This window comes from Actinospica durhamensis (genome assembly GCF_018139695.1).
Classification (GTDB): domain Bacteria; phylum Actinomycetota; class Actinomycetes; order Streptomycetales; family Catenulisporaceae; genus Actinospica; species Actinospica durhamensis.
Genome location: NZ_JAGSOG010000049.1, coordinates 1 through 23,649 on the forward strand (window position 1 = coordinate 1; position 23,649 = coordinate 23,649).

The following is a 23,649-nucleotide window of genomic DNA, read 5'->3' on the forward strand; positions in this document are numbered from 1 at the left end:
TCCCCGTCCTACCCCGGCGGACCCGCCCAGCAGTACCCCGCACAGCCGCCGGCGCCGCCCGCGCCCGCCGGTCCGTACGCGCAGCCGCAGCCCGCGCCCGGTCTGGACTGGGGCCAGGCACAGTCCGGCGCCTACGCGTCACCGATGCCGTCCCAGCCCTCGTACGCGCAGCCGGGATACCCGCAGCCGGCCGAGTCGTACGGCCAGGTGCCCGGTTATCCGACGCCGGATCCGTACGCGGTGCCCGGTGCCGCCGCGTCCGCGCCTGCTGCCCCCGCCCACGTGCCGACGCACGCGGCGCCCGCGGCTCCGGTGGCCTACCCGCCCGGCTCCGGCGTCTACCAGCAGCAGCCTCCCGCGCCGCCGTATCAGCAACAGCAGCAGCAACAACCGCAGCAGGGAGTGTCGTACCCGTCGTACGCGCCGCCCCCGCAGCCTCCGTCCTACCCGGCCGAGCCGTCCTACCCGGCCTACACGCCGCAGCCGCCCCAGCCTCAGCAGGCGCAGCCCCCGCAGCCGCCCCAGCCGCCGCAGCCGATCGCGTATCCGCAGCCGCCGTTTCCGCAGGCTCCGGGCGGCCCGCCGATCGCCGCGCCCGCGGGTGGAAGCGCGCGCCCGAACAACGCCTTCGCGCTCACCGGCGCGCTCACCTCGATCGTTCCCGTCGTCGGCCTGGTGTTCTCGATCATCGGCCTGGCGAAGGCGAAGCTGCTCGGCGGCATCGGACGGCGCGTCGCGGTCCTCGGCGTGACGCTGTCGCTGGTCTTCAGCGTCGCGTGGGGCGCCGCCGGGGTCTACATACTCCGGGTCGCGGACTCCCACGGCGCCGATCCCGGCTGTGTCGCGGCGATCGGCGACTATCTGACTTACAGCCAGGAGCTCGGGACGGACGCCGAGGCCATGGGCAAGACCTCCTACGGCACGAAGCAGTTCACCGCCGCGGTCAAGGCCTACGAGTCCGACCTCCAGGTGCTCATCGGCAGGTTCCAGGCCGACGCCGCCCAGGCCGGCCACACCGACGCCCGCACCTCGATCACGTCCCTGGTCGGCGACCTGCAGCAGCTCAAGACCATGATGGGCGACCTGGAGACCGGGAACTTCTCGGACGTCGGCAGCCTCGGCGACATCTCGACGCTCAACGGCAAGCTGCTCAGCGACTACCAGCACACACAGAGCATCTGCAGCGGCTACGCCCACGGCTGACGCCGGGGCCGCGTCCTCGGCCCCGCGATGCTCAGTTCCGCTCGGCCACTAGGCCGTGCTGGTAGGCGAAGCGCACCGCCTGCGCCCGGTCGCGCGCGCCGGTCTTCGCGAAGACGTGGTTGACGTGCGTCTTGACGGTCGCCTCGGAGACGAAAAGCTCCCGGGCGATCTCCGGGTTCGACTTCCCGGCCGCGATCAGCCGCAGCACGTCCACCTCACGCGCGGTCAGACCGTTGGGCGCGCCAACGGTTCCGGCACCGGGTGCGCCGCCGGAACCGGGGCCGGTCGCGCCGGACCCGGGCATCGGCCCGTCCGCGCCCGCGCCGCCCAGCGCCGCGATCAGCTTGCGCTGCACCGCCTCGTCGAGCACCGACTGGCCGTTCGCCGCGGCCTGCACGGCCCGCGCGATCTGGCCGCGGTCCGCGTCCTTGGTCAGGTAGCCGAGCGCACCGGCCCGCAGCGCGCCCTGGATCGAGCCGTCGTCGGCGTACGTCGTGAGCACGACCACGCGCGTACCCGGATGCTCGGCGGCCACCCGCCGGGTCGCGGCGATGCCGTCCATCCCCGGCATGTGCAGGTCCATCAGCACCACGTCCGGAGCGTGCTCGGCCACCAGCTCCAGCGCGTGCGCCCCGTCCCGGGCCTGGCCGACCACCTCGATCCCGGGCGTCAGATCCAGCAGTGTCGCCAATCCCTCGCGCACCGCAGCCTGATCGTCCGCCACCAGAACCCGAATTGACTCGCCCACCATGGAGCCGAGGATATCGGCCGCCGCCGCGGCCGGGCCCATCCGTCCGCGAGTCCGTCCGCGGGGCCGCCGCGCACCGCGTCAGCCGTGCAGACGCAGCGTCACCTGCCAGCCGGTCCGCGCCCGGCCGTCCTCGTCAGGGCCGCCGGCGCCCCCGAACTCCTCGCCCGGCGCGAGCGGTCCGGCCTCGAGGGTGCCCCCGATCAGCTCCGCCCGCTCCTTGAGTCCGGACAGGCCGTATCCGCCGCCTGAGTCGGCCAGTGCCGTCGGCGGGGCGGTGGGCGCGCCGTTGGCCACGCTCAGCTCCACCCGTCCGTCGCCGAACAGCAGCCGGATCCGCACCGGCGCGCCCGGCGCGTGCTTGCGCACGTTGGTCAGCGACTCCTGCGCGGCCCGGTACACCGTCAGGCCCGCGTCGGCGGCCAGCGGGCGCGGCAGACCGCTGATCTTCACCTCGGTGTCCGCGCCGGTGTCGCCCTCGTACGCGTCGGCCAGCGCGTGGAGCAGCTCCGGCATCGGCGGCGCGTCCTCGCGCAGCGCGGCGATGGCCCGCCTGGTCTCGATCAGTCCCTCCCGGGCGATCCGGCGCGACTTGGCGACGTAGTCGTGCGCCTTCGCCACACTGGCTTCGCCGCCCGCCTCGAGCAGCGCGTCCGCCGCCTCGAGCTGTACCGTCAACGCGGCCAGCGAGTGCGCGAGCACGTCGTGGATCTCGCGCGCGATCCGGCTGCGTTCGGCCAGCGCGGCGGCGTGCGCCTGCTCGTGGTTGGCTCGCTCGGTCTCGGCCAGCAACTGCTCCGCGCTCTCCGCGCGCAGGATGTAGGAGCGCCGCCCGACGCCGAGGCCGTACATGCCCGCGAGCATGCTGGCGTAGCCCAGGCCTGTGGTGCCGAAGTGGTGCCAGCCCTGGGTGGCCGCGCTGACCAGCAGCACCGCCTCGAACCAGCCCACCACCAGGGCCGCGCGCAGGGCCGGCCAGCGCACCGAGACGACCACGCTTGCGATGGCCGGGAAGACTGGGCTCACTCCGACGTACTGCGTCAGCACGCCGGTCAGCAGCGCTCCGCCGGTGCCGAGCACGAGCAGTCCGCTCAGCGCCAGGTAGGGAGACCAGCGCCAGGGCATGCCCCAGCCCAGCACCCAGGCGCCCCAGCCCAGCACGCACAGCGCGCTGACCACCCCGGCGAGCAGGCCGATGCCGTGCCAGCCGCCCTGGCCCACGTCGTTGAACTGGATCAGCGCCAACAGCAGCAGGACCACGAAGCGGACCGCGACCTCGGCCGGGCGCCGCTCCTGCGGGCCGCCGGGCAGCCCGCGCGCGCCCGGGAGCATGTCCTGGATCGAGCGCAGGCGGTGGTCCCGGTCCAGCAGATCGCTCCAACGCACGGCCCGCTACCCGACTTCGCCCGAGAAACCTGCCCCCATGCGCCCACCATACCGGGAGGCCTCTATCAGTACGATGATCTGTCGGGCGCCCGCGGCGGCCGGCCTGCGAGTGGGGGCGCTCGGATTCATGCTCAGAGACTAGGACGGCGGGTCGGGCCCGGGATCCACCCCCGGGTGGAGACGCGGGTGGAAATCAGTCGGACGGCAGCCCGCAGTCGAGGTCAGGGCTTGGCCGGCTTGTCCGGCTTCTCGGCCTTGCCCGCGGCGATCTCGGTGCCGGCCGTGTCGGTGTCCGCGTCCGGCGTGCTTGCGCCTGCCGTGCCCGTGTCCGCGGTGTCCGTGCCCGTGTCCGTCGGACCCGTCATGTGCGCCACGTCCACCGCGGACCGGCGCTGCCACGGCATCAGCGGCAGCGCCAGGAAGCCCTCGGCCCTGGCGTAGGCCACCCCGATCCGCGGCAGGTCGGCCGAGCGCGCGTAGAGCACGAAGCGCGGCTCCCAGATCGGGCGGTACTTCGCGTTCGCCCGGTAGAGCGACTCGATCTGCCACCAGCGGGAGAAGAACAGCAGCACACTGCGCCACAGCCGCAGCACCGGCCCGGCGCCCAGCTTCGAGCCGCGCTCGAACACCGCCCGGAACATGGCGAAGTTGAGTGAGACGTGCGCCACCCCGAACGCGGCGGCGTTCTGCAGCAGCTCGATCACCATGAACTCGACCAGGCCGTTGTCGCTGTCCTTGTCCCGGCGCATCAGGTCCAGCGAGAGCCCGTCCTTGCCCCACGGGACGTAGGACAGCAGCGCGCGCAGCCGGCCGTCGGGACCGAAGCACTCGATCATCAGACAGTCGCCGTCGGCCGGGTCGCCCAGCCGGTTGAGCGCCATGGAGAACCCGCGTTCCGGCTGGCCGTAGCGCCAGTGGTCGGCCGCGGCGCCGAGGATCCCCATCTCCTCGACCGGGATGTCCCGGTGCCGCCGGATCCGCGCGGTGTACCCGGAGCGCTTGACCTTGTTCACGGCCTGGCGCACCGTGCGCATCGCCCGTCCGTCCAGGGTGAAGTCGGAGACCTCCACGATCGCCTCGTCGCCGAGTTCGAGCGCGGTCAGCCCATGCCGCGAGTAGATCTCCCCGGCCTGCTCGCTGGCGCCCGCCACCGCCGGGGACCAGGCGTGCTCCGCGGCCTCGCGCAGCCACAGCTCGATCGCGCCCGGCCACGCCTCGGCGTCGCCCAGCGGATCGCCCGAGGCCAGCGACACGCCGCCGACGGCCCGGTAGGCGATCGCGGCCTTGCCGCTCGGCGAGAAGATCACCGACTTGTCCCGGCGCAGCGCGAAGTAGCCCAGCGAATCCGGGTCGGGTTCGCGTGCCAGCAGTTCCCGCAGCTGCTGCTCGTCCTGCTCGGAACGGCGCACCTGGCCGCGCGGCGAGCGGAACAGGGCGTAGACCACGGTCAGGAACAGCACCAGGCTCATCGCGTTGATCAGCACGTCCAGCCAGTGCGGGCTGTTGATGCCGAGCCCGGAGACGTCCTGCTTGTCCACGGTCGCCAGCCGCAGCAGCACGTACTCGATCCGGTCGGCCATCGCGCTGTCGCCGACCGTGCCGAACCAGGTCAGCATGGCCGTGCCGATCGCCGTGGCCACGGCCGCGCCGCAGACCAGCACGGCGAAGGCGGTCTTCGGGTTCGAATCCTCGCCCTTGGCGTAGAAGTCCTTCCTGGCCAGGATCAGCAGGAGCAGCAGGGCCACGGTCACGGCGGTGGCGACCCAGTTCATCCAGTGCGTCCGGTACCCGTTCTCACTCAGCCAGTACGCGTCGGCGACGCAGGTGAAGGCGACCAGCATGGTGGTGCAGACCCAGGCGACGTGCTTGCGCCGCCGCAGCGTGACGGCCAGGAACACCGCGAGCGCGGCCGAGACCAGGCTCGCGGTGAACAGGAACGGGGTGAAGAAGTGCCCGCCGAAGCCGCCGTCGTGTTCGTGCCGGTGCACCTCGCGGCCGATGGTGTAGGAGAGCACGGCGATCAGGTCGACCAGCACCACCAGCCGCAGGTACCAGACCACGATCTTGCCGGGCAGGCTGAGCGGCCCGGGCCCCCGGTTCGCCTCGGCGAACGTCTTCGTCGTGCCCGCTGCCATGCGCTGTTCTTCCGCCTCGTCCGTAGCCCGATCCCCGGCCTCTATCGTGCTCCATCGCGGGGGGATGGAGCCAATCGGCACGCCTCGGATTCGGCACCGGCCGCCCGCGACGCTGACAACCGTTGTCATTATCATATCTCAAGGTACTGTCACTCCTCGGGTACACTCGCCCGTATGGCAGACGGGCACGATGATCACGACGGTCACCACGGGCACGGCCGCGCCGGCCACGGGCACGGCGGCGGGCACGACCACGGCGCCGCGGTGACCGCGCAGACCGACCGCCGCTACCTGCTCTGGGCCCTGGGCCTGATCCTCGGCTACATGGCGGTGGAGGTGGCCGTCGGCATCACGGCGAGCTCGCTCGCGCTGATCTCCGACGCCGGCCACATGCTCACCGACGCCTTCTCGCTGGTGCTCGCCATCGTCGCGATGCGCCTGGCCGCCCGGCCCGCCTACGGCCGCTGGACCTTCGGGTTCAAGCGGGCCGAGATCCTCTCCGCCCAGGCCAACGGCATCACGCTGCTGGTGCTCGTGGGCATCTTCGTCTACGAGGCGATCACCCGCCTCATCAACCCGCCCGCGGTGGACGGCGCCCAGGTCCTCGTCGTCGCCATCGCCGGGATCGCGGTCAACGCCGCGGCCGCGCTGCTGATCAGCCGGGCGAACCGGGACAGCCTCAACGTCGAGGGCGCCTTCCAGCACATCCTCAACGACGCCTGGGCCTTCATCGCCACCGCCCTGTCCGGCCTGGTCGTGCTGCTCACCGGCTTCGACCGGGCCGACGCGCTGGCCTCGCTGGTGGTGGCCGGACTGATGGCGCGGGCGGGCTACGGGCTGGTGCGCGAGTCCTGGAAGATCTTCCTGGAGGCCGCACCCGAGGGCGTGGACCCGGCCGCCGTGGCCGGCGGCATGCGCGGGCTCGACGGCGTGGTCCAGGTGCACGACCTGCACGTGTGGACGATCACCTCGGGCTTCCCCGCGCTCTCGGCGCACGTGCTCGTCTCCCCGGGCCACGACTGCCACAGCGTCCGGCTCGAGCTCGAGGCGCTGGTGCGCAAGGAATACGGCATCGAACACACCACGCTCCAGGTGGACCACACGGCCTCCGACATACTCACCATCGGCCGCGGCGCCCTCGACACCGGCGGCCGCCCGGAGGGTCACTGCACCTGACGGTGCGTGTGCCTGACCGCCCGTGACCGCCCGTGTCGGCACGGTCGCGGAACGCGCCCTTTCGCGGCCCCCGAGCAGGCGGAAACGGTTTTCATGGGAACCTCATTCAATATCAAAGGGGTCAAATTCGACACCGACGTCCCTGGTAGATAACGGAACGGTAACCTTGGCGCCCTGGTCTTGCCCGAATGGGGATCATTGGGAGAAAGTCAGTTCACCGGCCTTGGTCACGAGTTGTCCAGATTCGCCGGTCTGACTTCCGGACCATGAAGGTGGTCCCAGACGGCGACGTCGGGCGGCCAAGGGAGGGCGTGCACGTGATCGAGTTCCCCGAGGACTGGCGCGCGGGTTCTTCGTCCCCCGAACCGGGCGGCCAGCCCGGCGGGTGGCGCGCGGCCGGCGCCACGGCCGAGGCGGAGGTCTGGCTGCGCCGCGAGCTGGCCTTCCTACACCGGGTGGAGCGGCGGATCCTGCGGCGGGAGCGGTGGCGTCGGGAGGCCTGGCGAGGAGTCGTCGTCGCCTGCATACTCGCTGTGTTCAGTCTCTGCTGGTACCTCGCCGCGGTCTCCACCGACGGCTCCTCCAGCGCCTCCTGCTCCGGCAAGGCGACCACGACCGCCTCCACCGCACAGGGCTCCACCGGCAAGAGCGGTTCCACCGGCACGACCGGTTCCACCGGCACGGCAGGTTCCACCGGCAAGAGCTCGGGTACCGCAGCATCCTGCGGCTCCTAGTCCCGTCAGGGTTCGTCCTCGCGACGGATCACCGCGGATCGGTTCCAGCTCCGGTTCCAGTTCCGCAGGGTTCTGCCGCGCCCCCGGAGGGTGCACGGCCGCTCGGGTTGCTCCGTACGGGTGTCCAGGCGGCCGAGTCGTCACTCGTACGGGTGCCTGACAGGACTAGCGGCCCTCGCGTAAGGTCATCGACGTATCGAGAAAAGCTTGTACGAGGCATGATGATCGCAGTGAACGGCTAAACTGACCTCGACTCAGTCCACCTGTCCGGCCCAGGGCGTGGGTCCCCGGACACAGGGCGCGGGCAGCGACCGGCGCCCTGCCGGACACGACAGACAACTGAATCAGGGTGGACGCGAAGGCCCCGCACGGGTGGCATCGGCGTCTCAACGGTATGGCAAGGCCGCTGGGGAAGGCGAACCTCGTCCGTACGCCGTGGAGTAGACGCAGTTGCTATCTAAGGAGTCCGACGTGCCGACCCGTGTCACTCGTGGAGTGCTGTACATCCACTCGGCGCCCCGTGCGCTGTGCCCGCACGTCGAGTGGGCAGTCGCCGGGGTACTCGGCGTGCGCGTGAGCCTGGACTGGACCCGGCAACCCGCTTCGCCGGCGCTCTGGCGCTCCGAGCTGTCCTGGGAAGCCCAGCCCGGCACCGCCACCCGGCTGACCTCTGCCCTGCGCGGCTGGGAGCAGCTGCGCTTCGAGGTCACCGAGGAGCCCTCGCAGGGCGCCGAGGGGGAACGTTACTCCTCCACCCCCGAACTCGGGGTGTTCCACGCGGTGACGGGTGTCCACGGCGACATCATGATCACCGAGGACCGCCTGCGCACCGCCATGCTGCACGCGGCGCGCGGAGCGGACCTGCTGGAGGAGCTGAGCGCGCTGCTCGGCCGCCCCTGGGACGACGAGCTCGAGCCCTTCCGCTGCGCCGGAGACGGCGCGCCCGTGCGCTGGCTCCACCAGGTCGGTTAGGCCGGCCGGCCGACAGCCGCGCCCGTCGGCACGCGGGTCCGGGGCGCGGCGGCTCGCGGCACGTGGCCGCGAGCGACCGCGCTGGCTTCCGGTCCCTCCGGCGCCGTTCGCCGAAGCGGGTCCGGCGTCCGGCCTACTTCACCTTCACGCCCATCCGCTGGCCGCGTTCGGCCAGGGTCTGGGCCGCGGCGGGGGACAGGCCGATGCGTTCGCCCAGTTCGGCGAAGGTCAGCCGGTCGAACCGGCGCGGGTCGGTGAGCTCGGCCGCCGCCAGCGCCTGGTACGCGGCGGCGCGCTCGGCCGCGGCGCGGAACGCCTCGGCCAGTTTCGTGGCTCGTTCGAGCAGCTCGCCGGGGTCGGCGATGTCCTCGAGTCCGAAGAACCGGGCCCGGTCGGGCTCCGGCACGGCAGGGTCGAACAGCAAGGGGACCGGGCTGGACTTGGGCTGCTGCTTCACTCGTCCACAGTCTCACGCCTGAGCGGTCCCGTTCAACGACACGGTGGTGAACGTCCGCGCTCACCGCCCCGCGTCGTCCCGCCCCCGCTCCGACCTGGACCGGCCGAGCCCCGGGGGCGCTCGCCGTGCCTCGCCCGGCGCGCCGTACCGCGGCGCCACCCGCCCCGGGGGCCGCGCCCGGCCCAGCGTCCCGGCCGCCTCGGTTCGCCTCAGCCCTCCCGCATCAGGCGCCGGACCAGGCCGGGGACCTCGTCGGGCGCCCCCAGCATCAGGTCCGCGAGGTCGCCCAGCGGGTCGCCCTCCGCGTTGGCCACGGCCACCCGGACCGCGGTGAAGCGCGGAGTGCGCTCGGCCCGCTCCGCCAGGGCCTCGAAGCCGGGTCGGTCGCCCAGGTCGTCGCCGAAGAACCAGCCGCCCACCAGCTCCGGACGGGCCGCCAGGGCGTCGCGCACCACCGCGCCCTTGTCCCGCTGCACCGGCGGCTTGAGCTCGACCACCATCCGCCCGCGCTGCACCTTGAGCCCGTGTGCCCGGGCGTACTGCTCGACCCACTCGTCCGCCGCGTCGCCCAAGTCGGGCGAGTTACGGAAATGCACCGCGCAGGACAGGCCCTTGTCCTCGATCAGCGCCCCGGGCAGATCACGGGTCGCCTCGAGCACGGCCTCGCGCATCACCTCGCGGTACGGCGCGGCCTCGGGCAGCGTGTGCACGGTGGCGCCGCCGTCGGCGGAGAATTCGAGCCCGTAGAGGCCGTGCAGCTCCGGGACGCCGCTCGGCGCCGCCCCGTCGTCGGAGTCCGCCTCGCCGCCCGGCTCCACGCCGCCGAACTGGCGGGCCAGGAACGACACCGGCCTGGCCGAGACCACGGCGCAGTAGCCGCTGCGCCCGGCCAGTTCAGCGAGGGCCTGCGGCGCGTCCGGCACCGGGCCGACCTTCTCCGGATCCGGGCCGATGGCGCTGAGCGTGCCGTCGAAGTCGAAGAAGAACGCGGTGCGGCGCAGCTGTTCCCTGTTCATCAGACCCCTCATGCTGCGTATGGATCACGGCGGATGCAGCCGGGTCCACGGTATACGCGGGAACGGCGGTACTACGAACCCGCCGCGCCGTCCCCGGCCGTACTACGGGCGTGCGCCGACGTACCTACCCCGGCGCGCCGCCGTTGCACCCCGGCGCCGTGGATCCGGCCGAACCGGGCGAACCGGCCGAACCCCGGTCCGACCGATCCACCCGTCGGCCGGCCCGGCTACCGCCCGGCCTCCATCGCGTCCTGCGGCTTGGGCTTCGGCAGGGTCCGCAGCAGGTTCTGGGCCACCGGGTTGCGGATCAGCTTCGCCGGCGAGGTGCGGCCGCGGCAGAAGTCGGCGAACAGGCGGAAGGCCACCGGAATCAGGGTCACCACGCGGTGGAAGAAGGCCGGGTGGCGCTCGAACAGCGCCAGCATCGAGCGTCCGGCCTGCATCTCCACGCCCAGCATGTGCTCGACCGCCGCGGCGTACCCGGCGTCGGACGCGCCGCCCTCCTGCTCGGTGCGGCCCCGGCGGGCCAGCTCGGCGGCGCTGGTTCCGGCCAGGGCGCCGGAGCGCAGCGCGAACGAGATGCCCTCGCGGGTCCACGGCTCGAGCAGTCCGGCCGCGTCCCCGGCCACCAGCACCCGGCCCCGGCTGAGCGGCGAGCCCTCCTCGCGGCAGCGGGTCAGGTGGCCCGAGTCCGACACGGTGGGGAAGCCCTCGAGCCCGAGCCGCCGGATGAAGTCGCGGTAGTAGGTGCGCGTCGCCTCGCCGTCGCCGCGGGCCGATATGACCCCGACCGTGAGCACGTCGCCCTTCGGGAACACCCAGCCGTAGGACCCGGGCAGCGGCCCCCAGTCCACCAGCACCCGGTTCGCCCAGTGCGCGGCCACGGCCTGCGGCACCTGGATCTCCGCCTCGAGCCCCAGGTCGACCTGCTCGCAGCGCACCCCCACGTAGCGCCCGATCCGGCTGGCCGAGCCGTCCGCGCCCACCACCGCGCGGGCGCGCACACTCGAGCCGTCGGCCAGGTTCAACGTCACCGGAGCGGCGGGTCCAGGTTGGTCCACGGAGCTGACGGTGGCTCCGGTGCGCAGCACCGCTCCGGCCTCCACCGCCGCCTTGGCCAGTGCCAGGTCGAACTCCGCCCGGTTGACCAGAACCAGCAGGTCGCCCGCCTTGTCCCGGCGGGTGCGCTCCTTGGTGCCGTCATGGGTGAAGGTGATCGCGTCGATCCGCTGGCGTACCGGGACGTCGAAGCCCTCCGGCAGCGCGCGGCGGGAGTAGCCGATCAGGCCTCCGCCGCAGGTCTTGTAGCGCGGCAGCTCGGATTTCTCCAGCAGCAGCACGCGCTCGGCCCCGGCCTGCGCGGCGGCGCGCGCTGCGTTGGAGCCGGCGGGTCCGGCCCCGACCACCACCACATCCCACAGGTCGCGGTCCGCCGAGCTGCTGAGGTCCTTCGGTGCTTCGATCACGGGTGAAGGGTAATCGGCCTGCGGCGAGGTGCGCAGCTTGACGACGGACGGTCGGTTAAGGTCACCGACTGTGACGCTTACCCGGGCGGCCGCCGGCGTGTGGCACTACATCCGGCGCGCTCCGGCGACGTTCTGCTGGCTGGTGATCCTGACCATCACCACGTACATCATCAGCCGCGTCAACCCGGCGTTCCGCGACCACTTCCTGCGCCAGCGCTCCACCAACCTGCACGAACTCGGCCGCAACCCGATCAGGGTGCTGGTCAGCAGCGCCATGTGGATCGACGGCGGCGGCCTGTGGATGTACTACCTGCTCTACAACGTCTTCCACGTCCCGGTCGAGCGGATGCTCGGCACCGCGCGCTGGTTCGTGGTGGTGGTCTCGGCGCACGTGGGCGCGACGTACCTGAGCGAGGGCGTCGTCTACTGGGAGGTCAGCCGCGGCTACATGTCCTCTCGCGCGATCTTCACCCTCGACGTGGGGGTCAGCTACGCGCTGGCAGGCGTGCAGGGGGTGCTCGCGTACCTGATCGTGCAGCCGTGGTGCTACCTGTACGCCGGGCTGCTGCTGACGTACTACGGCTACAACCTGGTCGTCAACGACACCTTCACCGACCTCGGCCACTTCAGCGCGCTGCTGATCGGGTTCGCCTGCTTCCCGCTGACCCGGATCACCGACTACCGCTGGGACCCGCTCGCCGTCTACCGGTGGCTGCGCGAGAAGGTGCGCGGGCGCGGCGCGGGCAGGGCCGAGGCCGGAGCGAAAACGCCTGGGTAACGGGCGTATTACGTCACGTACGCTGATCGATGTGACATCTCCCTCCACCTCGAGCCGCGGAATCGGCGTCGCCCTCGGCGCGACGTCCTCCGCCTGTTTCAGTGCGTCCGGCACCTTCGCCAAGGCACTCACGGACGCCGGTCTCAGCCCGCTCGAGGCGGTCTGGCTGCGGGTGGTCGGCGCATGCGTGGTGCTGCTCGCGGTGCTGTTGCGGCTGCGCGGCCCGGCGGCGTTCGCGCCGCTGTGGCGGGACCGCACGATACGCCGTTCGGTGATCGTCTTCGGCCTGGTCGTGGTGGCGTCGTGCCAGGGCCTGTACTTCGTGGCGGCCAGCCGGCTGCCGGTGGGCATCGCCATCCTGCTCGAGTTCACCGGGCCGGTCCTGGTGGTGGGCTACCTGCGGCTGATCCGCCGTCAGCACGTGCGCCCCGCCGCGTATCTCGGCATCGGCCTGGCCATGGTCGGCCTGTGCTGCGTGGTGGAGATCTGGACCGGCGTGCGCCTCGACGCCTTCGGCCTGGTCTGCGGCCTCGGCGCGGCGGCCGGCAACGCGACCTACTTCGTGCTGCTGGACAGGATGACGGGCACCGTCGACGCGCTCAGCCTGACCTCCGGCGGCATGGTCGTGGGCGCGATCGCGCTGGCGCCCCTGGCCACGCCGTGGGACGCCCCCTGGCACCTGCTCGCCCACCCGGTCGCCATCGGCTCGAGCCGGGTGGAGGGCTGGCTGGTCGTGCTGCTGCTGGTGATGATCAGCACCGTGGTCTCGTACGTCATCGGCGGCATGGCCGTCCAGCGCCTGTCCGCCCCCGTCGCCGCCGGCGTCTCCTACGTCGAACCCGTCACCGCCTGCGTCCTCGCCTGGATCCTGCTCGGCGAGCGCCTCAACACCGTCCAGATCACCGGCGGCGTCGTGGTCCTGCTCGGCGCCTACATAGCCCAGAGCGCAGCTCAGGCCCGCCCCGAAGCCCCCGCCGCCACCTGGGTCGAACTCGTCCCCACCAACGCACTCCTTACGTCAGCCCCCGACGAGGCCGAGCCCAGCCACGCCTAACGCAATGGCGTGCGACGTGGTGGCGCCTCGTCACCCTGGCCGCGCTTGTCACCCCCGAACCGCCGGGACCGGCCGGGCGAACGGCGTGTCGCGCGTGGTCAGCATGCCGTGGTCGAAGGCGGCGCGCAGCACGACGTCGAGGACTCGGTCGGCATCGGCCGCGTAGTGGCCCGACGCCCAGGCCATGTTCGCCTCGATGACCGCGGGACGCCGCGCGCCGTCCTCGGATCGCAGGATCCCCACGTCGACCACAACGGCCGAGGGCAGCCTCGCCGCGGTCGCCCGCAGCAGGTCGTCGGCGAAGTCGAGGGCCAGGGCCGTGTCCGCGTTAGCCGGGTCGAGCGGGGCGATGTCCAGGTCGCCGTCGGTGGCGTAGCGGCTGCCGGTGTGGATGGCGCCGTCGAGCACGAACAGCCGGTACTCCACAAGGAACCTGACGACGTCGGAAACGAGCACGGGCAGGTCGTCGTCCACGGCGTCCGGACCGGGCAGCTTCGAGCCGTCGGCGTAGACCTTGGCCGGGAACTGCTTGTCGGCCGGCGGCTTGACGAACACCGGCCGCCTGATCGTGCGCGCCTCGGCGATCGAGGCCAGCCGGACGTCGCGGGCCAGGAACGCCGGGTCGAGCGAGGGCAGGAAGTCCTCCGGCGGCTGAAGCAACGCCAGGTTCAACTCGGCTCCGACCGCATCGGCGAACAGCGGGCCGGCATACAGGTGCGCGGCCCCGTGCCCCCGCAGGTGCTCAGGCACCCGCCACGTCGAGAGCGTCTCAATGCGCAGCCCGCGCCGCGCCGCGGCTTCCGACAGCACACGTGCGGTGTCGTTGAAGCGCGGCGGGAACACCAGAACCGGGAGCGAGGCCATGGCGCCCATCATCGCCAACGAGACCGCTCGGCACCCACTGATTTTGCCGACGCGCCCCGACCAAGGCGGGGTTGATCGGCCGCTACGCGTCGGCGAGCATGACTGCCATGGACACCGAGCAGCAGTGGCGTGTGCAGTTCGACGCAGAGATCACCTTCAGCAACGGCGGCGGCTTGCAGACCCAGGGATTCCGGCTCGACATCGAAGGCACCGAAATCACCGACGACGCCCTGGCCGAGTACCTGGTGCGCCACCTCGGGCTGCTCATGGTCGACCAGGTGCGGATCTCGAACAAGGTCCTGCTGCCCGAGGCGCACAAGGGTTCTCGAGGCGGCCCTTCGCAGGTTGATTGAGCAGCAGACCGCTGCCGAAGCTGCCGAAGCCTCTGACGTTCGAGGGTGGCTCACATCCCTGAATTTTGATCTGCCGGATGGACCTAAAGGCGGGCTGACCTGCGCTCAGCGCTGGGATCCGCCCGTGGTTCGAGGTACATCAGCGCTCCCATGGCGGCCACGTTAAGCAGGATTCCTGCCTGCAGAATGATCTCCGGCGCGAGACCCGTGCCCGGGTCGTTCGAGGCCATGGCCCAGACCAGGGGGACCGTTTGCCCCGCGGTGCCGGCGACGGCCCAGAGCATCCAGAGCGCGGCGAGTCCAAGACGCGTTTCGCGCGTGCGGCCGGCTGACCGCTTCAGCCGGCCGACCCGTACAGACCGCAGCGCAAGCCAGCATGCGCTGCCGGGAAGCAGGAGGGCGACGCCGACATACAGCGCACTGCCCGAGTCGAACCAGCCCGCCCCAGCCCGCGCGCTCGGGACAAGCCTGACGGCGCCGTATCGAGCGAGCCAGCGGGAGACGGCGATGCCGGCGAGGGCGAGCGAGAAAAGCAAGACGAAGCCGTTGGGAACGCTGGTGTGCTCCACCGCCTCGCCCCAGAGTCCCCACCAGGCAAAGAGGCCGACCAGCGCCAAGGCCGTCCACGTGCCCCCGCCCGGGCGGGCAAGAGCTGCGACGGAAGCGTTGTCGTGATCGAGCATGTGATGCCCTCCCCTTGAATCAAGGGAAGAGTACTCGTAAACGCGGCAACGACAGCGGGAGCTTGCCCAACCGCCCCCTTACCGGCAGGTGAGTGGCACGAAAACCACTTGGCGGAGCTTGCGCCCGTCCGTAGCCTCATGTGCCGGTGGCCCGTCGTCTAGCGGCCTAGGATGACCAACGCTCCTTCGGGAGATTGGTAGGCGTGGGTTCGAATCCCGCCGGCGTCACCATCTCGACGCGTGAGCGTTCACTTCTCACGGGCCCACGGCTGGATCGGAAGCATCCTGTGGAACGTATCGAGGCTGAGTTGTTCACGGACGGCGGCAACAACGCCGTCGTACGGCTGCCGGGTCGGCGCTTCCCCGGTGTGCTCGTCCAGGGCGATACGCTCGCGCAGCTTCGAGCCGACTTGGCCGAGGTGCAGGAGGCCATCGCGGCCGGCGATGTCGACGATGCTCGCGAGTCGCTGGCGCTCGTGCTGCACGACGTGGACGGCTTGCTTGAGCGCTACAGCGGAGCTCTGGAAGAGCACGGGCTGCCGCTGCCGTTCTTCAACCACCCTCGTTGACCGTGTCGCGGCGTTCGACACGTCAGGCCACCCCGTCCGGGGTGGCCTGATCTGCGTCTGGGCTAGGTGGGCGCTACTGGGTTCGAACCAGTGACATCTGCCTTGTAAGGGCAGCGCTCTACCGCTGAGCTAAGCGCCCGGGGTGGCCGGTGCAAGGCCCCAGTGTAGCGGCACGGGCACGGGGGTCGGCCACGTGAGTTTCCCGAGTGTCCGGGATGTGGACGGGCGGGGGTCTATATCCGGACTTTGCCCGGGCCCGGGGCCCAGTGCAGGCCCCAGCCGTAGGCGGCGTCGATCTCGCTCTGGTAGCCGCCGAAGTACTTGGTCTCGGTGCGCAGGGCGAACTCGGGGCCGGAGCGCTGGATCAGGACGGCGGCGCAGCTCTTGGCCTTTGTGGTGCCCTGGCCGTCGAGGCGCAGGCCAAGGGCGGGGCCGTTGGTGGGGTAGAGGGTGAGCGCGGCGCCGACCTTGGTCAGGTCGTCCGAGCCGCCGGCGAGCAGGACGAAGATCAGCACGCGCTGGAAGTGGGCGCTGTGGTCCATGTTGACGAACAGGTTCTCGCCGGTGGACGAACCGGTCCGGTCGTCGCGGTCGAGGCGGATGTAGGGGGGCCGGGCGAAGTCGCCGTTGCGCTGGCCGGCGGCCTGGACCACGCCGCGCTGGCCGTCGGTGAACTGGTAGAGGCAGCCGAGGTCGAGGTCCACCTTCGGGCCGCGGGCCACGCCCGGGGCGGGGGTGGGCTCGATCCTGCGGCGGAACGGGCCGCGTCCCGCGCTCTCGTCCGGGCCGGACCAGCGCAGGTTCACCCGCAGCGTGCCGGAGGCCGCGCCGAGGCGCGAGAGCGGTATCTCGCCGGCCGCGGCGCTCAGCCGCACCCGGTCGAACGGCGCCTGACCGCCGGAGTTCCAGTCGATCCCGGACACGCGACCCCACCTTCGGTGATCGAACTCTGCTTCCCCGGCGCGCCGGGCCCAGGTTCAGTATGCCCCGCGCCCGGGCGCGCAGACCCGGATCCGGGCAGAGCGCTGATTCGACGGGGGCGGCACCGAGGCGTGCGTGTGTCGAGCGGTGCGTGTGCCGAGGCGTGCGTGGGTCGAGCGGTGCGCGTGTCTCAGACGTGCGCCGAGCTTCAGACGTGCGCCGAGCTTGAGTACGGCGGCCCCGGGGGGACCCGGAGCCGCCGTGGATGAACAGCCGTGCGCGACCGCCCCTCCACCGCGCGGTGCGGTGGGAAACGGGGAGCGGGCGGGTACGGCCGACGAGCTGGTGCGTTCGCCTCTGTGCTAGCCCGCCGCGCCGGCCAACGCCTCGCGGTAAGCCTCGAGCGGCCTCGCCTCGCTGATCGGGTTGACCAGCGACCAGCGCAGCACACCGTCCGGGTCGATCAGGAAGCTGCCCCGTCCGGCGCAGCCGCGGGCCTCGTCGAACACGCCGTAGGTGCGGGCCGCGCCGCCGTGCGGCCAGAAGTCGGACAGCAGCGCGAAGCCGAAGCCCTCCTGGTCCGCGTAGCCGCGCAGGGCGTGCATCGGGTCGCAGGAGACGGCCACCAACCGCACCCGGTCCCCGTCGAACTCCGCTCCGGCATCGCGCAGTGCGGCGAGCTCGCTGCCGCACACGCTGGAGAAGGCGAACGGGTAGAACACCACCAGCGTCGAGCGGCCGTCCGGCGCCTTACCGCCGACTTCCACCGCGGCCCCGTGCTGGTCCTTGAGCACGAACCGGGGCGCCGGTGCGCCCGCCGACAAGCTCACCGCTTGCCCACCCGGGCCTTGGGTGCCACGAGCCGGGTGCCCGCCCAGTCCCGGCCCGCCGAGACGGAGCTGGTCTGGGTGAGCCCGGCCGTGGGCGCGGCCTCGCCGATGTCGCTCGGTTCGATGTGACCGTCACGCCCCGCCTTCGGGGTGAGCAGCCAGATATGGCCGCCGTCGGCCAGCGAGGTGAGGGCGTCCACCAGGACGTCCACCAGATCGCCGTCATCCTCGCGGTACCAGAGCAGGACGGCGTCGGCGACGTCCTCGTAGTCCTCGTCGAAGAGCTCGCCGCCGGTGACCGCCTCGATCTCGGAGCGCAGCTCCTCGTCGCAGTCCTCGTCGTAGCCGATCTCCTGGACCACCTGACCGGACGTGAACCCGAGGCGGCGTGCCGCCTGGTACTCACCGTCCGTCTCCGCGCGGTCCGCGGTGGCGCTCACGAAGGTGTTCCTCCCCGTCTGGGTGCCGGGCGTCGCGTCCTGCGCGGCCCGGATGCTGTTTTCATCCACCCGGCTAGTCCACACGGGCAACGCCCAGGACGCAAGTACCCCGCACCCGTTGCGCTCACAATGCGGTCACCAACCGGGCCTGGTGTGGATCCGCCGGGCCGATACGGCCACCTGCTGCGGGCTCGAGACGGCCGGGGAGTGGCTCGGCACCGCGGGGCTGAGCGGGGCGTGGACGGGCGCCGGATGGGCGGCGGCCGTCGGATGCTCGACCACGGCGTCCGGGCCCGGGTAGAGCAGTCGGGTGGTCCCGTCGCGGAACTGGACCAGATAGGGCGGCGCGCCGTCGAGGCCGCGCACTTCCAGGATCTCGCCGAGATGTTCGGTGGTGCCGAGGTGGTTGGTGTGGATGTGGAGGGTGTCGCCGATCGCTGCACGCATATGAGCCGCCTCTCGCGCGCGTTGGTTCCATGTACGGGCCGTTCGGGGTGGTGCGTGGTACGTGGTGCGGGGTGATGCCGCGTGGTGCGGGGTGGCGCCGGGTGGTGTCCCGGCTGCCTCCAGTGTCGGGGCACCGGCCGCGGGGCGCGCGCTGCGCGCAGTGACCGGGTGGTCACGCCCTGCCAGAACCCTTCCTCCTAGAAAACATCCCAACCCGGCCATTGCCAACACTTCGCCAACACTTCGCCGTCGACCGGTCCAAAGCCCGCGCGCCGCGGCGGGTTCCGCCGAGGAAACAAGGACGTCCGACAATCGGACTCGACGGGCGTCGAAGCCGCCATTCGGGGTGGCATGTGACCCGATAAGGGTCGGTTACCCCCCGGTAGAGATGACGGGGGCTGCTCGTCCGTACGACCATGGGGAGGAACGAGGTACCGAACAGTAGGACGCACGCGGCGGCCCGATCGCCGACTCGCGCGTTTCGCGATCACTTCTAAGGACGAACGTGGCTAGCGGACGAGAGCGCTTCTCGATCATCAGTGACGGCCTGCCGAGCCAGTTGCCGGACATCGACCAGGCCGAGACCGGCGAATGGATCGACTCCCTGGACGCGGTCGTCAACGAACAGGGGCGTCAGCGTGCCCGCTACCTGATGCTGCGTCTGCTCGAGCGCGCCCGCGAGCACCAGGTGGGTGTTCCCGGCCTGCGCTCGACCGACTTCATCAACACGATCCCGCCCGAGCGCGAGCCGTGGTTCCCCGGCGACGAGGACATCGAGCGCCGCATCCGCGCGTACATCCGCTGGAACGCGGCCATCATGGTCTCCCGGGCGAACCGGCCGGGCATGGGCGTGGGCGGGCACATCGCCACGTACGCCTCGGCCGCCTCGCTCTACGAGGTCGGCTTCAACCACTTCTTCCGCGGCAAGGACCACGGCGAGGCCGGCGACCAGATCTACTTCCAGGGCCACGCCGCCCCCGGCATCTACTCCCGCGCGTTCCTCGAGGGCCGTCTGACCGAGGCGCACCTCGACGGCTTCCGCCAGGAGCACAGCCACACCCCGGGCCTGCCGTCCTACCCGCACCCGCGGCTGATGCCGGACTTCTGGGAGTTCCCCACGGTGTCCATGGGCCTCGGCCCGATCGGCGCGATCTACCAGGCGCGGTACAACAAGTACCTGTACAACCGCGGCCTGTCCGACACCTCGCGCTCGCACGTGTGGGCCTTCCTCGGCGACGGCGAGACGGACGAGCCCGAGTCGCTCGGCGCGCTGTCCATCGCCGCGCGCGAGGAGCTCGACAACCTCACCTTCGTGATCAACTGCAACCTGCAGCGGCTCGACGGCCCGGTGCGCGGCAACGGTAAGATCATCCAGGAGCTCGAGTCCACCTTCCGGGGCGCGGGCTGGAACGTGATCAAGGTCATCTGGGGCCGCGACTGGGACCAGCTGCTGGCCCAGGACGTCGACGGCACCCTGGTGAACAAGATGAACACCACCCCGGACGGCCAGTTCCAGACCTACTCGGTCGAGTCCGGCGCGTACATCCGGGAGAACTTCTTCGGCGGCGACGCCCGCCTGCGCAAGATGGTCGCCGGGATGAACGACGACGACCTGCGCCACCTCTCCCGCGGCGGCCACGACTACCGCAAGGTCTACGCGGCGTTCAAGGCGGCCCGCGAGCACGTGGGCCAGCCCACCGTGATCCTGGCCCACACCATCAAGGGCTGGACGCTGGGCAAGGACTTCGAGGGCCGCAACGCCACGCACCAGATGAAGAAGCTGACCAAGGCCGAGCTCAAGGAGTTCCGCGACCGGCTGCACCTGCCGATCACGGACGAGCAGCTGGCCGCGGACCTGCCGCCGTACTTCCACCCGGGCGCCGACTCGGAGGAAGTGCAGTACATGAAGGAGCGCCGCGCGGCGCTGGGCGGCTACCTGCCCTCGCGCACGGTCAAGCCCAAGGCGCTCAAGCTCCCGGGCGACGCGGTCTACGCGGACCTGAAGAAGGGTTCCGGCAAGCAGTCGGTGGCCACCACCATGGCCTTCGTCCGCCTGCTCAAGGACCTGATGAAGGACAAGGAGATCGGCGCCCACTTCGTGCCGATCATCCCGGACGAGGCGCGCACCTTCGGCATGGACTCGCTCTTCCCGACGGCGAAGATCTACTCGCCGCACGGGCAGACCTACGAGGCCGTGGACCGCGAGCTGCTGCTGTCCTACAAGGAGTCGAAGCAGGGCCAGATCCTGCACGAGGGCATCAGCGAGGCCGGCGCCACCGCGTCCCTGATCGCGGCCGGCACCTCGTACGCGACGCACGGGGTGCAGTCGATCCCGATCTACATCTTCTACTCGATGTTCGGCTTCCAGCGCACCGGCGACCAGTTCTGGCAGTTCGCCGACCAGATGGGCCGTGGCTTCGTGCTCGGCGCCACCGCCGGACGCACCACGCTCGCCGGTGAGGGCCTGCAGCACGCCGACGGCCACTCGCACCTGATCGCCTCGACCAACCCGGCCGTGGTGGCCTACGACCCGGCGTTCGGGTTCGAGATCAGCCACATCGTGCAGGACGGTCTGCGCCGGATGTACGGCTCGAGCGCCGAGCACCCGCACGGCGAGGACGTGTTCTACTACGTCACGCTCTACAACGAGCCGGGCGTCCAGCCCGCCGAGCCGGCCGGGATCGACGTGGACGGCCTGCTCAAGGGCCTCTACCGGTACCAGGTCGCGCCCCAGGGCCCGGCCGACCGCCCGCGCGCGCAGCTGCTCGCCTCCGGTGTGGGCCTGCCCTGGATCCTCAAGGCCCAGCAGCTGCTGGCCGAGGAGTGGGGTGTGGCCGCGGACGTGTGGTCGGCCACCTCGTGGAACGAGCTGCGGCGCGAGGCGCTGGCCGTGGACGAGCACAACTTCCTGCACCCGGAGGAGCCGGCCCGTACCCCGTACGTGACCGAGACCCTCGCCGCCACCGACGGCCCGGTGGTCGCGGTGTCCGACTGGATGCGCGCGGTGCCGGACCAGATCGCCCAGTGGGTGCCGAACGACTACACCTCGCTCGGTGCGGACGGCTTCGGCTTCGCCGACACCCGCGGCGCCGCCCGCCGGTTCTTCCACATCGACGCCGAGTCCGTGGTCGTGGCCACCCTGGCCCAGCTGGCCAAGCGCGGCGAGGTCAAGCGGGACGTGGTGACCGAGGCGATCAACCGCTACAAGCTGCACGACGTCAAGGCGGCCGGCACCGGCCCGACCGGCGGCGAGGGCTGATCCACGGCTGACGGTTAACGGCCAACGCGCCGCGGGCGACGGGTTCCCCTCCGAATCCGTCACCCGCGGCGTTCGCCTTTTTCCACCACAGGGGATCGAAGGTGCCGCGCACGCGGCTACGGACGACGTCCGGCACATCGCGGGCGAGTGAATTCCGGTGGAACTCCAAGGGTTCCCGATATGTCAGGACCATGACGGATCGGCTGCGGTGCGGTCACGGCCGGGCCCGCCCGCACCCGTCCGGTGACGCGGTGTTCTGATGTCAGTCCTCTGTTGACTTGGTCGGCGGCGCCCGCCATTCTGGCGGGATGCTCGACATCCGACTGCTCGAGGGGCTGGTGCTCGCGGTCCTGCTGCCCTTGTGTTTCAGCCGGATCCGCACCTCCGATCCCGCCGCCGCCGCGCTGGCCGGAGCGTACGCGCTCTACACCGTGCTGCCGATATACGGCCGTTGGCAGGCCTGGGTCGCGGTGTGCATGTGCGGGGTGTGTGCAGCGGCTGTTCGCAGACTCCTGGTGTCCAGGGGTTCGGCCCAGACCACGGAACATCAGGAGACTGAGTCGCCGGCCCCGGACCTGCGCGCCCGGGCGACCGGCGCGCTCATCCGCGCCGCGCGCTCGGTGCTGTTCGCGGTGCCGGCCGTCTTCGCCGCGCTGACCCTGGGCGGCACGCCGCTGTGGCGCGAGCTCGGGCGGGCGCTGGAGGACAACCGGCTGGCGGTGACGGTCAACGGCGCGGCGGCGTCGCTCTTCCTCGGCGGCCTGGCCACCGGCCTGATCCTGCGCCGCTTCTCCAGCGTGACGGCCGGGCGGGCCCAGGCCGTGCTGGGCGGCGGGACGCTGCTCGGCTGGCTCGAGCGCTCCCTGTACTTCGCGTTCCTGCTGGCCGGACAGCCCACCGCGGCCGCGTTCGCGCTGACCGCGAAGTCGGCCGCCCGGTTCCCGGCGCTGCAGCGCGACGAGGAGGGCCTGGCCGAGTACTACCTGATCGGCAGCCTCAGCAGCCTGGTCATCGCGGTGGTCTCCGCCCTGCTCACGCGGTTGGCCTTGGGGATGGCAGCCGTTTAGTCGGGTTTTGCAGCATGATGTATGCATGGTTCTTGCCGACCACGTACTCATCCGGCTGCTCGCCGGACTGCGCCTACCTCCGAGTGACTATGTCGTCACAGGAAGTGGACCCCTGCTCGCCTACGGGTTGAAGACAACCGTCCACGATCTGGACCTGGTGGCCCGGGGCGAGGCCTGGGACCGTGCCCTCACGCACGGACAGGTCAGCCTCGCCGCCTCCGGCCTGGGACTTCGGGTGGAGCTCTTCGACGGCTGTATCGAAGTGTTCGACCACTGGCTGGCCGGATCCGGCGACGTCGACGCGATGATCGACGCCGCCGTGCGGGTCGAGGGCATCCCGTTCATGTCGCTGGGCGACACCCTGCGCTGGAAACGCGGTCTTGGCCGGGCCAAGGATCTGGCCGACATCGCGCTGATCGAACACCGCCTGACCGTGCCGGTCCGCTGAGCGGTCCCGTCACCGCGTCGCGCCACTGCGTCCCGCCACCGCGCCCGGCCACCGCGCCGCGTCAGCGTGTCTCGGGAGCCTCGGTGTCCAGGTCCCACTGCATCAGCACGTTCGTCTCGCGGAAGCCGAACGAGGTGTAGAGCGCGCGGGCGACGTCGTTGTGGCCGAAGACGTGCAGGCCGATGGTGGCGGTGCCGTGCTCGCGGGCCCAGCGGACGGTCTCGCGCATCATGGCGCGGCCGTAGCCGCGGTGGCGCTTGGCCTCGTCGACGACGATGTTGTAGATGTACGTCTCGGGGGCGCGGGCGCGGCGGCGCAGCATCAGCCAGAGTGAGCCCACCCGCTCGCCGGTCTCCGCGTCGCGGACGGCGTAGAGATAAGAGTCCTGGCTCTCCCGGCCCTTCGGCAGGGCCAGCATCAGCTCTCCCTTGGCATACTCCAGGGCGTCCTCGGGGGCCCACTTCCCGATCCTGGTCTGCTGCAGCGCGTGATCCCGCACGACCCAGCGGATGAATTCGGCGAACTCCTCCTCGGACATCGGATCCAGGGTGATCGCCGGGGGTCGCATGCCCGGATTCTACGCAACGAAGAGCACGAAGACGCGCGGAACGTATCGCGCGGACGCCGCGTCGAAGCACCATGA

The 23,649-nt window shown here is 71.4% G+C and carries 23 protein-coding genes, 2 tRNA genes and 1 pseudogene; 12 read left to right on the forward strand and 14 right to left on the reverse strand.

Going from position 1 to position 23,649, the window contains the following annotated elements; all coding sequences use genetic code 11:
• Positions 1–1,203: pseudogene (locus KDL01_RS12690) on the forward strand (hypothetical protein); the annotation flags it as partial.
• A 31-nt stretch (positions 1,204–1,234) separates the two neighbouring features.
• Here KDL01_RS12690 and KDL01_RS12695 read toward each other — a convergent pair.
• The 3 genes from KDL01_RS12695 to KDL01_RS12705 form a co-directional block, all read right to left on the reverse strand.
• Positions 1,235–1,954 (reverse strand): response regulator, encoded by a 720-nt coding sequence (locus tag KDL01_RS12695; protein ID WP_212528646.1) that lies wholly within the window; start codon positions 1,952–1,954, stop codon positions 1,235–1,237.
• A gap of 78 nt (positions 1,955–2,032) precedes the next feature.
• The gene (locus tag KDL01_RS45215; protein WP_212528647.1) at positions 2,033–3,337 is read right to left on the reverse strand and encodes a sensor histidine kinase; all 1,305 of its coding nucleotides are present in this window, start codon (positions 3,335–3,337) and stop codon (positions 2,033–2,035) included.
• A gap of 221 nt (positions 3,338–3,558) precedes the next feature.
• The gene (locus KDL01_RS12705; protein ID WP_212528648.1) at positions 3,559–5,472 is read right to left on the reverse strand and encodes a phosphatidylglycerol lysyltransferase domain-containing protein; all 1,914 of its coding nucleotides are present in this window, start codon (positions 5,470–5,472) and stop codon (positions 3,559–3,561) included.
• 174 nt (positions 5,473–5,646) lie between these two features.
• Here KDL01_RS12705 and KDL01_RS12710 point away from each other — a divergent pair, with 174 nt between their 5' ends.
• From KDL01_RS12710 to KDL01_RS12720, 3 genes are all read left to right on the forward strand, one after another.
• A complete protein-coding gene (locus tag KDL01_RS12710; protein WP_212528649.1) occupies positions 5,647–6,648 on the forward strand; it encodes a cation diffusion facilitator family transporter in 1,002 nt (333 codons plus the stop codon).
• A gap of 266 nt (positions 6,649–6,914) precedes the next feature.
• The gene (locus KDL01_RS12715; protein WP_212528650.1) at positions 6,915–7,382 is read left to right on the forward strand and encodes a hypothetical protein; all 468 of its coding nucleotides are present in this window, start codon (positions 6,915–6,917) and stop codon (positions 7,380–7,382) included.
• 471 nt (positions 7,383–7,853) lie between these two features.
• A complete protein-coding gene (locus tag KDL01_RS12720; protein WP_212528651.1) occupies positions 7,854–8,354 on the forward strand; it encodes a DUF3145 domain-containing protein in 501 nt (166 codons plus the stop codon).
• Positions 8,355–8,487: 133 nt separating this feature from the next.
• Here KDL01_RS12720 and KDL01_RS12725 read toward each other — a convergent pair whose 3' ends face one another.
• The 3 genes from KDL01_RS12725 to KDL01_RS12735 form a co-directional block, all read right to left on the reverse strand.
• On the reverse strand, positions 8,488–8,811 hold the full coding sequence (locus KDL01_RS12725; RefSeq protein WP_212528652.1) for a DUF8844 domain-containing protein: 324 nt from the start codon (positions 8,809–8,811) through the stop codon (positions 8,488–8,490).
• A 209-nt stretch (positions 8,812–9,020) separates the two neighbouring features.
• The gene (gene otsB / locus KDL01_RS12730; RefSeq protein WP_212528653.1) at positions 9,021–9,827 is read right to left on the reverse strand and encodes a trehalose-phosphatase; all 807 of its coding nucleotides are present in this window, start codon (positions 9,825–9,827) and stop codon (positions 9,021–9,023) included.
• 227 nt (positions 9,828–10,054) lie between these two features.
• Complete coding sequence (locus tag KDL01_RS12735) at positions 10,055–11,293, reverse strand: geranylgeranyl reductase family protein (protein ID WP_212528654.1); 1,239 nt, start codon at positions 11,291–11,293, stop codon at positions 10,055–10,057.
• Between the two features lie 70 nt (positions 11,294–11,363).
• Here KDL01_RS12735 and KDL01_RS12740 point away from each other — a divergent pair, with 70 nt between their 5' ends.
• Positions 11,364–12,071 (forward strand): rhomboid-like protein, encoded by a 708-nt coding sequence (locus KDL01_RS12740; protein WP_212528655.1) that lies wholly within the window; start codon positions 11,364–11,366, stop codon positions 12,069–12,071.
• A 31-nt stretch (positions 12,072–12,102) separates the two neighbouring features.
• Positions 12,103–13,125, forward strand: a complete 1,023-nt coding sequence (locus KDL01_RS12745; protein WP_212528656.1) for an EamA family transporter — start codon at positions 12,103–12,105, stop codon at positions 13,123–13,125.
• A gap of 48 nt (positions 13,126–13,173) precedes the next feature.
• On the opposite strand, the gene KDL01_RS12750 is transcribed toward KDL01_RS12745, so the two are convergent.
• The gene (locus KDL01_RS12750; RefSeq protein WP_212528657.1) at positions 13,174–13,989 is read right to left on the reverse strand and encodes an ATP-grasp domain-containing protein; all 816 of its coding nucleotides are present in this window, start codon (positions 13,987–13,989) and stop codon (positions 13,174–13,176) included.
• 107 nt (positions 13,990–14,096) lie between these two features.
• Between KDL01_RS12750 and KDL01_RS12755 the strand changes: the two genes are divergently transcribed.
• On the forward strand, positions 14,097–14,342 hold the full coding sequence (locus KDL01_RS12755) for a hypothetical protein (RefSeq protein ID WP_212528658.1): 246 nt from the start codon (positions 14,097–14,099) through the stop codon (positions 14,340–14,342).
• An 83-nt stretch (positions 14,343–14,425) separates the two neighbouring features.
• On the opposite strand, the gene KDL01_RS12760 is transcribed toward KDL01_RS12755, so the two are convergent.
• Positions 14,426–15,025 carry a hypothetical protein gene (locus KDL01_RS12760; RefSeq protein WP_212528659.1) on the reverse strand — a complete coding sequence of 200 codons (600 nt, stop codon included), beginning with the start codon at positions 15,023–15,025 and terminating at the stop codon, positions 14,426–14,428.
• A gap of 148 nt (positions 15,026–15,173) precedes the next feature.
• On the opposite strand from KDL01_RS12760, the gene KDL01_RS12765 reads away from it, so the two are divergent.
• Together KDL01_RS12765 and KDL01_RS12770 are read left to right on the forward strand one after the other, a co-directional pair.
• Positions 15,174–15,256 (forward strand) — tRNA-Pro (locus KDL01_RS12765).
• Positions 15,257–15,312: 56 nt separating this feature from the next.
• Complete coding sequence (locus KDL01_RS12770) at positions 15,313–15,594, forward strand: DUF6959 family protein (protein ID WP_212528660.1); 282 nt, start codon at positions 15,313–15,315, stop codon at positions 15,592–15,594.
• Between the two features lie 67 nt (positions 15,595–15,661).
• On the opposite strand, the gene KDL01_RS12775 is transcribed toward KDL01_RS12770, so the two are convergent.
• From KDL01_RS12775 to KDL01_RS12795, 5 genes are all read right to left on the reverse strand, one after another.
• Positions 15,662–15,733 (reverse strand) — tRNA-Val (locus KDL01_RS12775).
• Between the two features lie 94 nt (positions 15,734–15,827).
• Positions 15,828–16,517 carry a hypothetical protein gene (locus KDL01_RS12780; RefSeq protein ID WP_212528661.1) on the reverse strand — a complete coding sequence of 230 codons (690 nt, stop codon included), beginning with the start codon at positions 16,515–16,517 and terminating at the stop codon, positions 15,828–15,830.
• A gap of 360 nt (positions 16,518–16,877) precedes the next feature.
• Positions 16,878–17,345, reverse strand: coding sequence for a redoxin domain-containing protein (locus tag KDL01_RS12785; protein WP_212528662.1), 468 nt, complete (start codon positions 17,343–17,345; stop codon positions 16,878–16,880).
• A complete protein-coding gene (locus KDL01_RS12790; RefSeq protein WP_212528683.1) occupies positions 17,342–17,785 on the reverse strand; it encodes a DUF3052 domain-containing protein in 444 nt (147 codons plus the stop codon). Before KDL01_RS12790 ends, KDL01_RS12785 begins: the two co-directional genes overlap by 4 nt.
• 135 nt (positions 17,786–17,920) lie before the next feature.
• Positions 17,921–18,232, reverse strand: a complete 312-nt coding sequence (locus KDL01_RS12795; protein WP_212528663.1) for a DUF1918 domain-containing protein — start codon at positions 18,230–18,232, stop codon at positions 17,921–17,923.
• A gap of 505 nt (positions 18,233–18,737) precedes the next feature.
• Between KDL01_RS12795 and aceE the strand changes: the two genes are divergently transcribed.
• From aceE to KDL01_RS12810, 3 genes are all read left to right on the forward strand, one after another.
• A complete protein-coding gene (gene aceE / locus KDL01_RS12800) occupies positions 18,738–21,491 on the forward strand; it encodes a pyruvate dehydrogenase (acetyl-transferring), homodimeric type (protein WP_212528664.1) in 2,754 nt (917 codons plus the stop codon).
• A 308-nt stretch (positions 21,492–21,799) separates the two neighbouring features.
• On the forward strand, positions 21,800–22,558 hold the full coding sequence (locus tag KDL01_RS12805; RefSeq protein ID WP_212528665.1) for a hypothetical protein: 759 nt from the start codon (positions 21,800–21,802) through the stop codon (positions 22,556–22,558).
• 25 nt (positions 22,559–22,583) lie between these two features.
• Entirely contained in the window at positions 22,584–23,006 is a 423-nt protein-coding gene (locus KDL01_RS12810; protein WP_212528666.1) for a hypothetical protein, read from the forward strand.
• A gap of 61 nt (positions 23,007–23,067) precedes the next feature.
• On the opposite strand, the gene KDL01_RS12815 is transcribed toward KDL01_RS12810, so the two are convergent.
• Positions 23,068–23,574, reverse strand: coding sequence for a GNAT family N-acetyltransferase (locus KDL01_RS12815; RefSeq protein WP_212528667.1), 507 nt, complete (start codon positions 23,572–23,574; stop codon positions 23,068–23,070).
• Positions 23,575–23,649 lie beyond the last annotated feature (75 nt).